Origin of the sequence: Gordonia sputi NBRC 100414 (assembly GCF_000248055.1) — a bacterium.
In the GTDB taxonomy this organism is placed as follows: domain Bacteria; phylum Actinomycetota; class Actinomycetes; order Mycobacteriales; family Mycobacteriaceae; genus Gordonia; species Gordonia sputi.
On the sequence record NZ_BAFC01000079.1, the window covers coordinates 1 to 12,999 of the forward strand.

The 12,999-nt window shown below is 66.1% G+C and carries 11 protein-coding genes; 4 read left to right on the forward strand and 7 right to left on the reverse strand.

Annotated elements, in window-relative coordinates; all coding sequences use genetic code 11:
* Positions 1-182: 182 nt before the first annotated feature.
* From adhP to pdxH, 7 genes are all read right to left on the reverse strand, one after another.
* The gene (gene adhP / locus GOSPT_RS12860) at positions 183-1,244 is read right to left on the reverse strand and encodes an alcohol dehydrogenase AdhP (protein WP_005206626.1); all 1,062 of its coding nucleotides are present in this window, start codon (positions 1,242-1,244) and stop codon (positions 183-185) included.
* A 407-nt stretch (positions 1,245-1,651) separates the two neighbouring features.
* A complete protein-coding gene (locus GOSPT_RS12865; protein ID WP_039855923.1) occupies positions 1,652-2,737 on the reverse strand; it encodes an isopenicillin N synthase family dioxygenase in 1,086 nt (361 codons plus the stop codon).
* A 55-nt stretch (positions 2,738-2,792) separates the two neighbouring features.
* Positions 2,793-4,085 carry an MFS transporter gene (locus GOSPT_RS12870; RefSeq protein WP_005206629.1) on the reverse strand — a complete coding sequence of 431 codons (1,293 nt, stop codon included), beginning with the start codon at positions 4,083-4,085 and terminating at the stop codon, positions 2,793-2,795.
* 54 nt (positions 4,086-4,139) lie between these two features.
* Entirely contained in the window at positions 4,140-4,856 is a 717-nt protein-coding gene (locus tag GOSPT_RS12875) for a hypothetical protein (RefSeq protein ID WP_039855927.1), read from the reverse strand.
* A gap of 5 nt (positions 4,857-4,861) precedes the next feature.
* Positions 4,862-6,274 carry a hypothetical protein gene (locus GOSPT_RS23475; protein ID WP_005206631.1) on the reverse strand — a complete coding sequence of 471 codons (1,413 nt, stop codon included), beginning with the start codon at positions 6,272-6,274 and terminating at the stop codon, positions 4,862-4,864.
* A 126-nt stretch (positions 6,275-6,400) separates the two neighbouring features.
* The gene (locus GOSPT_RS12885) at positions 6,401-7,195 is read right to left on the reverse strand and encodes a DUF8176 domain-containing protein (protein WP_039855928.1); all 795 of its coding nucleotides are present in this window, start codon (positions 7,193-7,195) and stop codon (positions 6,401-6,403) included.
* A 161-nt stretch (positions 7,196-7,356) separates the two neighbouring features.
* Complete coding sequence (gene pdxH, locus GOSPT_RS12890; RefSeq protein ID WP_051993886.1) at positions 7,357-8,052, reverse strand: pyridoxamine 5'-phosphate oxidase; 696 nt, start codon at positions 8,050-8,052, stop codon at positions 7,357-7,359.
* Between the two features lie 185 nt (positions 8,053-8,237).
* Here pdxH and GOSPT_RS12895 point away from each other — a divergent pair, with 185 nt between their 5' ends.
* The 4 genes from GOSPT_RS12895 (at position 8,238) to GOSPT_RS24660 (ending at position 12,985) form a co-directional block, all read left to right on the forward strand.
* Positions 8,238-9,365, forward strand: coding sequence for a citrate synthase 2 (locus GOSPT_RS12895; protein WP_005206634.1), 1,128 nt, complete (start codon positions 8,238-8,240; stop codon positions 9,363-9,365).
* A 56-nt stretch (positions 9,366-9,421) separates the two neighbouring features.
* Positions 9,422-10,567 carry a phosphoserine transaminase gene (serC, locus tag GOSPT_RS12900; protein WP_005206635.1) on the forward strand — a complete coding sequence of 382 codons (1,146 nt, stop codon included), beginning with the start codon at positions 9,422-9,424 and terminating at the stop codon, positions 10,565-10,567.
* A 207-nt stretch (positions 10,568-10,774) separates the two neighbouring features.
* Positions 10,775-11,734 (forward strand): septation protein SepH, encoded by a 960-nt coding sequence (gene sepH, locus GOSPT_RS12905; protein ID WP_039855935.1) that lies wholly within the window; start codon positions 10,775-10,777, stop codon positions 11,732-11,734.
* A 12-nt stretch (positions 11,735-11,746) separates the two neighbouring features.
* Entirely contained in the window at positions 11,747-12,985 is a 1,239-nt protein-coding gene (locus tag GOSPT_RS24660; protein WP_005206637.1) for a DUF6928 family protein, read from the forward strand.
* Positions 12,986-12,999 lie beyond the last annotated feature (14 nt).

Consider the following 12,999-nt stretch of genomic DNA (forward strand, 5'->3'; position numbering starts at 1 on the left):
GCCAGACCTTGCGACCCGCATGCACGGCAGCATCACGGCCAGGCTAGATGTGTGTCGAACCGAAGGATATGTGTGCTGCAGCACCCACATCTTTCGATACGACACACATTTCTCGATATGAGTGCGCCCGCGACGCGTCGAACACGTTGTGCGGTGGCCGGAGCCGTTCCAAACAACGGCGCTCAGCCGGCGTCCTTGGCCATATCCATCACCACGCGGCCCTCGATCTTGCCGTGCTCCATCTCGTCGAACACCGCGTTGATGTCGGTCAGACTGCGGACCGAGTAGGTGGGCGTGATCTTGCCCCGCGCGTAGAAATCGAGCGCCTCACTCATGTCCTTGCGGGTTCCGACGATCGAGCCGCGCACGGTCAACCCGAGCAGCACCGTGCTGAAGATGTCGAGCGGGAACTGATCCGGCGGAAGACCGACCAGGACGACGGTCCCACCGCGACGCAGCGCGCTGATCGCTTGCGGAAACGCGTGCTTGTTGACGGCCGTGACGAGTGCACCGTGAACGCCGCCACCCGTGGCCTCCTGCAGTTCGGCGCCCGGGTCGGCAGACGTCGCGGCATTGACCGTGATCTCGGCGCCGTGATGGCGGGCGAGTTCGAGCTTCTCGTCGTCGACGTCGAAGGCCGCCACCCGACGACCCATCGCGATCGCATACTGCACCGCGATGTGCCCGAGTCCGCCGATACCGGAAATCAGCACCCACTCACCGGGTTTGGTGTCGGTGCACTTCAGTCCCTTGTACACGGTGACGCCCGCGCACAGGATCGGGCCGACGGCGGCGAGATCGGCACCTGACGGGATGATGGGACAGTAGCGTGAGTCGACGAGCATATAGCGGCCGAATGAACCGTCGACCGAGTACCCGCCGTTCTTCTGGTTAGGACACAGTGTCTCCCAACCGGTTTCGCACCATTCGCATTCGCCGCAGGCACTCCACAGCCACGCGTTTCCGACGACGTCGCCCACCTTGATACGGGTAACGTCGTCGCCGACAGCAACGACGGTCCCGACTCCCTCATGGCCCGGCACGAAGGGCGGCTCCGGCTTGACGGGCCAATCTCCGTGCGCCGCATGGAGATCGGTGTGGCAGACGCCCGTGTAATCGACGCGCACCAGCGCCTCGTTTCCAGTGGGAGTCGGAACGTCGATCGAGTCGACAGTCAGCGGCTTGGTGAAGTCATGGACGACGGCTGCGCGCATCGTCGAAGGGGTTTGCGAGGATGTGGTCATTGTGCTCTCCTGCACGGTCTTTGCACGTCTCGACGTTCGGACGCGGTGGCATCAGCCGTATCGTCCTTATCCCGCCCCAGAGGATTCGCATGACGCCCACGTCCTTGCCGCCGGCGACGATCCGCCGACCCACCCGACACACGTACCCTCAATGCCGTTATATCAGCGATACGCACGACGCCGCGCGGTTCGTTACAGTTCTGCCACCCCGAAACCCTACAGGCGAGACCCAGTCGCTCGAACTGCGTACGGGCTCGGGCGCAGTCCAAGTCATGATCGGTGCGTACGCGCTGAACACTCCGGTACGAGTTCTTCAGGGCTACGGGTTCGGCGGCTGGGTGATCGTTCCCTGACAAGTCCGACCGCGGCCCTTGACCACCGGACACCGGACACCGGCCGTGAGCGATCTACTGCTGCCCGAGTCCCCGCTGCATCGCACGCTGGACTCGGGCAGCTTCACGTTTGGCGTACGGATTTGCTTGTCCTGCACGTGATCCGGCGAGTTTCGCACCGATGTGCTCGCCCACCGTGATCGGCGAGTACCGGCTTCCGGCGCCGACGCACGACGGAAGTGTGGAGATCGTCGCGTCGATGTTGCCGTCGTGAAAGTAGGCGGCGGAGCGTCGGCGTTCGATACTCCCGTCGACGATCGGCGGCTTGACCCGATGCAGCGTCGACATCCAGCGCTCATTGGTCCAGCGGGCCATCAGATCACCGAGGTTGATCAGTAATGCCCCGTCCTCGGGAGCGACGTCGTGCCACTGTCCGTTGCCGTCGAGCACCTGCAGACCGCGCACCTGGTCGGCCCAGAGCACGGTGACGATGCCGTAGTCGGTGTGCTCCCCCATGCCCGTCAGCTCGCCGTCGAGCTCAACCTCGCCGGGCGGCAGCGCGTAGTTGTTCATGCGCAGCACGTCGAGTGAGTGGTCGGTGTAGCCGTCGAAGAAGTCGGGCGGGAGGTCCAGGGCGTCGGCGAAGATCTTGGTCAGGGTGTGCGCGACCCGTCGAGCCTCGGCAAAGTATGTCGACACCGCGGCCTCGAAGTGGTCGACCTGCGGCCAGGTGTTGTCGGCGTACTGGTCGTCGGGGAGCTCGAGATCTGGGTACTCCTTGGCTTCGACGCCGACGTTGTATGCCTCGAAGAAGTCGTTCATGCGATTCGCTGATTCGACGCCGAGCGACAACGAGAGTGATTCGGACTTCGGCGGCGCGTACCCGCGATTGATCTCCGGCGGGGTGCGATACGCCTTCTTCTGGTCGAGGGGTAGCGCGAAGAAATCGTCGAGCACCGCGGTGAACTCGTCGATCACGGCCGATGGAATCTCGTGCCCCACAATCTGCATGAAGCCCACCGAACTGGCGGCGTCGTCGATCTGCGCGGCGACGACGGCTTTGTCGGCGGCGCTACCGCCCGCGATATACGGCGTGATGTCGATGAGCGGGACACGAAAGCCGCTGCGCGATTCCCCGACGGTGACAGTCATGCGCTCCATCTTGGCATCGAAATCTCTGATCCGCTGGTCAGGGCATCGTCGACGATCTCGACGCTCAGCCCTGGCCTTCGGCCCGTTCGGTGATGGTGCGCCCGATGCGATATCGCACGAATGCCGGAACCACAAGCGCGGCAAGGACTGTGCCGATCACGACGAGCACACCACCACCGGTCGTGGTGAGTGCGACGCCGATCGACACCGCGACCGCGCCATGCACGACGTCGGCGATTCGCGGACCACCGGCGACGACGACGATGAACACGCCCTGCAGTCGACCGCGCACGTCGTCGTTGGCCGCGGCCAACAGGATCGACTGACGGAATGCCGCCGACGCCATGTCGGCGGCACCACCGATCATCAGCAGCACCAGGGCAACCGGGAGCCACGGCATTGCGCGACCATGAGCAAATCCCACCGCGATACCCGCACCGGCGATCGCGACGCCCCAAATAATGACGCACACAATGACAGCCAGGCCCTGCCGTTGGACGCGGCTCACCCATCCGGAGAAGACACCGCCGATCACGGCACCGGCAGGGATTGATGCGAACAACAGCGCGAACGCCCAGCCGCCGTCGATCGGCCCGCCGAAGTTCTCGTGGGCCATCTGCGGAAACAGCGCCCGCGGCATACCGAAGATCATGGCAATGAGGTCGACCACGAACGACACCATCAGGATCTTGTGCGCCCCGAGATAGCGCAGACCGTCGATGACCGAGCGAAGCCCGGGCACCTTGGGCGCGTCGCCACTGAGTGGCCGCAGCGCGGGCAACATCACGACTGCCGCGAGCGTCGGTACCAGGAAGATGGTGTCGAGGAGATAGAGGAGCGGATAGCCGAGTATCGGGATCAGTGCGCCACCGACGAGCGGCCCGGCTATCGCGCCGGCCTGCATGACCGTCATGTTCAACGACAGCGCTGCCGGCAACTCTTCGTCGGGAAGCAGTCTCGGCAGAACTGCCGTACGCGTGGGCTGGTTGACCGCGAAGAATGCCTGCTGAATCGCGAAGAGCGACAGGATAATCCAGACATTCCCGACACCGAAGGCCGACTGCGCCCAGAATGCCGCACTGCACGCGATCAGTCCTATCGTGGTGCAGATCAACAAGATTCGACGATCCAGCACGTCGGCGAGCGCCCCGCCCCACAGACCGAAGATGACGAGTGGCACCAAACCGAAGAGTCCGGTGAGTCCCACATATGCGGAACTGCCTGTGATGGTGTAGATCTGGGCCGGTACCGCGACGATCGTCAGTTGAGCGCCGATGACGGTGACGATGTTCGCCACCCAGAGACGCCGAAAGTAGATATTGCGCAGAGGCGTCGTATCGGCGAGCAGGCGGGGCACCGAAGCAGTTTAGCGACACGTACTACCAGCGAGTGAATCCCGTTGGCGTATTACCTACTGGGCGGCCGGGCCCTGCGTCGCCTGCGCGAGAGCCTGCAACGACACCCATGTCGCCGGGAGGAACTTCTCCTGCGCAACGCGGCCCATTGCCAGCCCGCTGCCGAGCACCGGCTCGTAGTCGAATCCGACGACGGCAGCCACGCTCGCGCCGACGGTGTCGATCAGCAGTGTCCGGAGCGACGCCTGATTCGGTAGCGGAATGGGGTTGTTGAGCACGACGACGGACCGTTCGAGCACGCCCGCCTTGTGCCACTCGGACAAGAACGGGCGCGCCCGGTTGAGGAGATCAGGCCGTACATTGAGCACGATCACCGGCGTGACCTTGTCGACCAATACGTCGTCGGTGAGATCGGCAAGTGATGTGAGTAGACGCGCACCGGCGTCGACGACCGGCACGGCGCCGTTGCCCCAGACTTCCTCGACCGTGTCGACCACCGATGCTCCTTCGGCGGCGAGGTGGAGGCCGGTACCGAGTTCGCTTCGCAGCAACGACGGGTCGCCACGTCCCTGTAGCCGCAACTCGATATCGCAGTCGTTGCCCGATGCGTCAACCCACCACGACGCGGCGCCGAGCGTCGTCGCCGCTCGATATTCAGCGAGAAGAGCTGAGATCACCGACGTTCCGACACCACCGGCAGAGCCCACCACGACGACCGCGTGTGGCATCGCGGCCGCCTGTTGAGTTGCTCCCTGCACGCTGGTGTCGGACATGTCGATCAGCGGCCTGCTGCGTGCCGACCCACCTTGGCGACGGCGGGTGCTGCTTCGTCGGACTGAGATACGTCTGTCTTGGTCGCGTCCGCCGGGGCGTCGACTGTCGCTGCCACCGGAGTCGACTGTGCCGCAACGCCTTCCGTGGCCGCTGCATCGTCGGGCAGTGCGTGGCGACCCACGGCCTCCTGGGGCCAGTTGACCTCGGAGCCGGGAACCTGAGCGTCGAGACTGCCCGTCATCTGCTTGGTCAGCTCGCGGAAGTGCTTCTCGAGCGCAGCGCCGAGCGGCCCGAGTGCCTTGTACGGCGCCTGCGCCTGCTCTGCCGACCACGTGGTGGTCTGGTTGCCAACCTTCACGTTGACATCGCCGCGATAGTTGACCACGTAGTCGACGCCGGGCAGCCCCTGTTCGGCGGCTGACTCAGCAGGAACCGACAACTCGAACTGGTTGATGCTGGGATCGACCGGCTCAGGCTTGGCGTGCTTGGGCTGCTTGGGATTTCCGTTCTCGTCGAGCTTCCAGGGCTCCTGCGGGTGCGCACCCGGATCGCCTGCGCCTAGCGTGTACGCGGCGATGCCACCGATGGTGCCGCCGATCGTCGCGCCGAGGGCGGCTCCGCCGACAGCGCCTGCTGCCGCTCCGCCTGCCATGCCGATCGGGAGGCCGATGAGAGCGCCGACGGCGCCCCCCGAGAGTGTTCCCACGCCGGGCACCGAAACCGGGGTCAGGGCAACGGCGCCGACACCGGCACCGACGCCCGCACCGACCGCTGCGCCCGGGAGCACGCCGACAAGCGCTCCGGGAATGACACCGGCGGCAGCACCTGCGGTACCACCGATGGCCACGCCGATGATCGTGGCCGCGGCCTGACGCGACGCTTTGTCCTTCGGCACGCCGAGGGAGATCAGGTTCTGGACGATCTTGGCCTCACCGTAGGCCGACCACGCGTTGATGGAGTTGACATCCTTGTCCGACATGCCGTCGGGTATGTCGGTCACGAAGTTTCCGACGCGAATCTTGTTGGGCGGCGGCGCAATCGGACGCACCGGCGCAACGGGCTTCGGCGCCTGGAGCGGCGCGTCGGGTACGGGGCTGTAGTACGTGCTGTAGCCGGGGTCGGTGTAGCCCGACTCCTCATACTGCGGGGCAGCGGTGTACGGCTGGTAAGGAGCTTCTTGGGGCGGGGCCGGGATCGAACCAGCACCGGGGACGTTGATCGGCGCGGATGGTTCGGGCGCCGGCGTCGGAGCCGTACCGCCCTGTTGGGGTGCGGTATCGGTCGGCGCGGTGCCACCCTGCTGCGGCACGGAATCGTTGGGGTTCGTTCCGCCCTGTTCCACAGCTGCCGCCGAACCGGCACCCAACGCAGTCGCGATGGAGGCGACAAGAACCGCAGAGGTGACCGCCGTCTTCATCGAAGGTCGGCGTACGTCCAATGCTGCTTCGCGAGTCCGGTTCTTGGCTGACCGTGTCATCGTCGCGTTGTCCCCCTCATTACTTCTCGACCTGAGACCGAGAACCCCGAATAGTGGCGTTGAAAATCAGTTTTCAGACTTGATCGACGTGATCCAGTACTTGCCACCGGCCTGCACAGTACTGATGGTCTGCTGGTAGACGATCGGCGCCCCGCCATTCGGCGGAGTCTCGGTGAGCGTCACACCATAGGTGTTGTTCCCTTGATCAGTGATCGAGAGGCAGTGACTGGTGCCGACGCCGCGTTGGTCGATGAACTTCTGCATGACATCGACAGCAGCGACCGCGTTCGGCGTCGTCACAGCTTTGGCTTTCTGAGCGCTTTTGTCGACGTAATACGCATAGTTGAACGCCTTGATCACGTTGGGGCCCGAACTCTGGTCTCCCGCACCAGCTCCCGTGGTCACGGCGCCATTCACGCTGGCAGGGCATGTGATAGACGCAGTGGTGCTTTCTGTCGGACCGACTGGCGACGGCCGCGCAGTGGTCGACTCGCGTTCGTCGGACCCCGACAGAGCGACACCGAGAACAGTTGCGATCACCGCGATTACGAGGATCCCTGCCCCCGCGCCGACGAGTGTTCCTCGCCTCTTGTGCCAGGTGCGCGGACCTGCCGCGTTCTCTCGCTTCTGGCGAGTGTCCTCGCGCAAGCGTTCGGCCTGGGAGGTGAGGAAGGCGTCGAGCTCCTGCGAGGGAGAGGCTGACCCGGATTCCTCGCTCGACGAAGCGGTATCCGAACCGGCGACTTTCGAGGCCACCAATACACTCGACGACTCGCGCGCGAGTTCGTGCATCGGAGTCGTACCCGAGGTAGGCCACGGCGGGAGGTCGGCAAACCACTGCTCGAGATCGCTCTCGCTCAACCAGCCCTCCCCAACTGTCGCAACCACTCCCCGAACATGCTGCCGCGAAGCTTAACGCATGCGAAGAACTTGGTCACGAAAACACGGTCCCCTGTGGACCGGCAGATGGGTCTTGTCGTACCGCCCGCTTGGCTCCCGCCCCTGTGACCTTGGCGAAAGCTCTACGGCTGCAACCGAGCCGACCGCCAGCAACCGTCGATCATGGTCAACCGCACCCGGTTGTGCAGTCGGTTGGCTCGGCCCTGCCAGAACTCGACGAAGACCGGTTCGATTCGGTACCCACCCCAATTCGACGGCGTGGGTACTGGATCGCCGTCGTCGAATCCGCCGAACTGCTCGGCGACCGACGCCGCCTTGGCTTCGAGCTCGGCACGGCTACCGATCTCGCGTGACTGTTCCGACGCGTAACCCGACAATTGAGAGCCGCGCGGGCGGTTGTTCCAATACGCCTGCGTCTCGGCGTCGCTGACCTTGGTCACAGGCCCGCGAAAGTGAACCTGTCGTTCCAATGCGATCCATGGAAACGTCACGGCGGCAAAAGGGTTGGCGGCGAGGTCGTGCCCCTTGTCAGACTCGTACCCGGTGAAGAACACGACGCCCCCGGCGTCGACTCCCTTGCACAGCACGGTCCGTGTGGCCGGAAGTCCGTTCACGTCGACTGTTCCGAGCACCATCGCGTTGGGTTCGGGGATGCGCGCGGCAACGGCTTCGCGCAACCACACAATGAACAGTTCGAGCCACGGCGGCTCACCGTCGAGCCAGCTCGGATCGAGATTGTCCCGCACCCCGTCTGCGCCAGCCGCTCGATCGCCGTCGCCGACGTTGGGTGGGATGCCGCCGCCGTAACCGACGCGCATACCGGGCAGGTCGATGGGGTCGTTGTCCACGACGCCGACGGTACTCCCCGACCCGACCCGTCACCGCCCATTGGGAGAGGCGTCCCGCTGTGCCGCACCTGATGGAGTGACCTAGAGTGCTGGGGTGGCGCCGCAGCCCCGCGCCACGCACTTCCCACGGTGTTGCGTGGAGAGAGGTGGCCCCTGTGGCGAACAGCATTCCCGACGACTTCGTACCGGGACTCGAGGGCGTCGTCGCCTTCACGACCGAGATCGCCGAACCGGACAAGAACGGCGGTAACCTGCGCTATCGCGGGGTCGACATCGAGGATCTGGTCGAGAACGCCGTCACCTTCGCCGATGTATGGGCCCTACTCGTCGACGGCCGGTTCGGCGACGGACTACCGCCCGCAGAACCATTCCCGCTGCCCATCCACACCGGCGATGTCCGCGTCGACGTGCAGGCCGCGCTGGCCATGCTCGCCCCCATCTGGGGCTACCAGCCACTGCTCGACATCGACGACGCCACCGCACGCGCCAACCTCGCGCGCGCGTCGGTGATGGCGCTCTCGTACGTCGCGCAATCGGCACGCGGCATCCACCAACCCGCAGTGCCGCAACGGATTATCGACGAATGCCCGACCGTCACCGCCCGATTCATGACGCGGTGGAAGGGCGAACCCGACCCGAAACACATCGCGGCGATCGACGCCTACTGGGTGAGTGCAGCCGAGCATGGACTCAACGCATCGACCTTCACTGCGCGGGTGATCGCGTCCACCGGAGCCGACGTCGCGGCGTCGCTCTCGGGAGCCATCGGAGCGATGTCGGGACCGCTACACGGCGGCGCACCGGCGCGGGTGTTGCCGATGATCGAAGAGGTCGAAAAGACCGGTGACGCAAGAGGTTTGGTCAGGGGAATCCTCGACCGCAAAGAGAAGCTGATGGGCTTCGGGCACCGCGTGTACCGAGCCGAGGACCCGCGAGCACGCGTATTGCGCCGCACCGCATCGGAACTCGACGTCCCGCGCTATGAGGTGGCCGCCGCACTCGAGCAGGCCGCGCTGACCGAACTGCGCGAGCGACGCCCGGACCGGGCCATCGAAACCAACGTCGAATTCTGGGCGGCAGTCATCCTCGACTTCGCCGAGGTACCACCCCACATGATGCCGGCGATGTTCACCTGCGGGCGCACCGCCGGCTGGTGCGCACACATTCTCGAGCAGAAGCAGCTCGGCAAGCTTGTCCGCCCCGCGGCGCTCTACACCGGTCCCGCGCCGCGTCGACCCGAGGACGTCGAGGGGTGGGGCGACGTCGTCAAACCGGGGTTGTAAGCGCGCGGGGAGGGGCGGAACGCAGTGGTCGGCACCACATCCCTAGAATTGCGGGCATGAGCGACGTCGCCATCGAATCCATCACCATCCCCGCAGAGCTGCTGCCCTCCGACGGCCGGTTCGGCTGCGGACCGTCGAAGGTGCGCCCCGAGCAACTGCAGTCTCTGGTCGACATCGGAGCGTCGGTGATTGGCACCTCCCACCGCCAGGCGCCGGTGAAGAACGTCGTCGGCTCGATCCGCGCGGGTCTCGCCGACCTGTTCTCGCTGCCCGAGGGCTACGAGGTGGTGCTCTCCAACGGCGGCACCACTGCGTTCTGGGATGCGGCGGCGTTCGGCCTGATCAAGCAGCGTTCGCTGCACCTGACCTACGGCGAGTTCAGCTCCAAGTTCGCGACGGTCGCCAAGAAGGCGCCGTTCCTCGACTCCCCCGCGGTGATCTCCACCGATCCGGGAACCGCACCGGATCCGGCGGCTCTGACCGTCGACGACTTCGGCGGCGTCGACCTCATCGGGTGGGCCCACAACGAGACGTCGACCGGTGTTGCTGTGCCCGTCGTCCGTCCCGCGGGCTCCGACGACGCGCTGATCGCCATCGACGCCACGTCGGGCGCAGGCGGCCTGCCGGTCGACATCGCCGACACCGACGTCTACTACTTCGCACCGCAGAAGTGCTTCGCCTCCGACGGCGGCCTGTGGATCGCGGTGATGAGTCCCGCTGCCCTCGAGCGCATCGACCAGATCGCCCACACCGATCGCTGGTGCCCGGAGTTCCTGTCGCTGCCGACGGCCGTCGACAACAGCGCGAAGAACCAGACGTACAACACGCCTGCACTCGCGACGCTGCTGCTATTCGACAACCAGATCCAGTGGATGCTGGGCAACGGCGGACTCGACTGGTGCGTCGCGCGTACGGCCGACTCCAGCTCGCGCCTGTACTCGTGGGCCGAGGCCAGCGAGTTCGCGACATCGTTCGTCGCCGACCCGGCGCTGCGCAGCCAGGTCGTCGGAACGATCGACTTCACCGACGACGTCGACGCCGCGCAGGTCGCAAAGGTGCTGCGCGCCAACGGGATCGTCGACACCGAGCCGTACCGCAAGCTCGGGCGCAACCAGCTCCGCATCGGCATGTTCCCGGCGATCGAGCCCGACGATGTCAGCACCCTGACCGCCGCGATCGACTACGTCGTCGGCAAGCTCTGACGTTTTCCGCACAGACGCGGCTCGAGTTGGCAGACGCGGTTGGTACACCGACCGCGTTTGCACGTTCGGGCCGCGTCTGGCGCTTGCAGGGCCGCACGTTTGGGTGCGACCTGCGGATTTGCCGCGTGTCCCGACCGTCCCACGCGTGTCTGTGGTCTAACCTGACGACAATGCCCGCACTCATGGCCACCAGAGGAGGAGCAGATGATGCGTGAACTTCGGGTCGTCGGCGTCGACGTCGACGGCTCGCATGTCATCTGCCAGGACACCGAATCCGGTGAGCGTTTCAAGCTCGACGCCGACGAGCGGCTCCGCGCGGCCGCCCGCGGTGACCTCTCCCGCCTCGGACAGATCGAGATTGAAATGGAATCGTCGCTGCGCCCCCGAGAAATCCAGTCCCGCATCCGTGCGGGCGCGAGTGTCGAGGAGGTCGCGGCAGTCGCCGGAGTGCCGAAGGACAAGATCGAGCGCTTCGCCCACCCGGTGCTGCTCGAACGTCAGCGCGCGACCGAACTCGGCGCACTCGCCCACCCCATCCGCCACGACGGACCGTCGACCGAGACGCTCGGCGACACGGTGACCGAGGGACTCGCCGCGTACGGCCAGAACCCCAACGAAGCGACCTGGGACGCCTGGAAGGGCGACGACGGACAGTGGGTCGTTCAGGTCAACTGGCAGGTCGGGCACACCGAGCATCATGCGCACTGGCGCTTTTCTCCCGGCTCGCACGGCGGAACCGCAGTTCCGCTCGACGATCTCGCCGAGGAGCTCATCCACCCCGAGACGATCGAACCGCGACGTCGACTCATCCCGGTGAGCACGCCGACGATCACGCCCGCCGACGACGACCACGAGGAAGTCACCTTCGACGCCAACGCGTTGATCGGGGCTCAGCGCTCGCGGCACGTCGAGGTGCGGGTGGAGCACGACACCTACACTCTCGACTTCGGGATCGACGACGACGCCGCGCAGGAGCCGACCGTCGTCGACGAAGCTCCGGCCACGGACACCGATCGCGGCACTCAGGACGCACCGACAGGCTCGGACACGTCGACGTCGACCACCGACGACAAGCCGACCGAGCATCGTCGTCGCAAGTCACGCAAGCCTGCAGTGCCCGCCTGGGAAGACGTGCTGCTCGGCGTGCGCAGCAACGGGAACAGCTGAGCACCGGCCTCCATGTCCGCACGCGCAGTCACTCTGTGGTTCATCGACACCGACACTCCCGTCGACGTTCTCCGATCCGGCGTCACCAACGACGTCGACGCGGCCAAGAAGCTGGCGTCGGCAATCTATGGCGACAGCGTCCTCGTCCCGTCCGTCGACACCAACCTCGCCGCGGCGATGGACTCCGACGACTCGCAGGTATACGCGGGTTTCTACGGTCCGCTGACCGTGGTGTCGTGTTCGCTGTTCGCGACGTCGAAGCCGTCGACGTTGACGCGCACCGTCGAGACCATCCGCACCGCGGCGTCGATTCCCGAGAGCGCCGCGGCAGTACTGCTCTACACCGAACCCGATTCTGCGACAGGCGTTTTCGCCCGGTGGGAAGGCGGAACGCTTCGACGCTCGTTTGCCGCCGATCCCGTCAGCATCATCGAAGACGACGGCCTGCCGTACCCGTTCGAGAAGCCGTTCTGGGGAGGTGAGCATCCGCTTCGGTATGCCCCGGGTGTCGCACCCGATCCGCTGGCGTTGCCGTTCCATCCGCAGCAGCTCGCCGAGCAGGGCAACCGCGAGTGGTTGGGATTCCGCTTCACCCGGCCGCTAGCACCGAGCGACCTGGAGCCATTGACGATTCCCGTCACCGGATTCGCCATCCGGCCCGCAGACTACGAACCGACCGAGGCCGACGACGAGCGCTACCGCGAGGCCAGCACCACGGCCGCTGCGGCCACCGCTGCTGCAACCGCAGCCGCGGCGAGCGCGCGCGAACAGGCACTGCAGGCCGAGCGCGCGCCGGAACCGCGGCCCGTCGTCGACTCTCCGCCTGAGCCGCCTGCTCCGACTCCCGCGGACACGCCCGCCGTCGGCATCCCGATCGCCGAACCGATCGCTCCGGCGCCGGTGGCCGAGGGGGTTGTGGCCGAGGGAGCGGGGGCCGAGGGGCAGGACGAACCCGTGGTCGAGGCCGAGGTCGTCGAGCCTGATGTGGTCGAGGCTGATGTGATCGAGCCCGGGGTGGTCGAGCCTGGGGCGAGTCGGCCGGGAGCGCTCGACTTCGGGCCGCGTGACGCACCGGGAGTCGCGGCCGTCGAGGACGCTGTCACCGCGCCGGTTCCGTCGGTGTCGTCGAATGGTGTCGGCGGGGCAGGGGATGTCGAAGCAGGGCTACCCGCGGACGGCGAGTACGTCGACGAGTCGGCCGGCTGGACGCGCCGCGTCGCGCGGTACTTCGGCTTCGGCGCCGATACATAGGCTCGAGCACGACA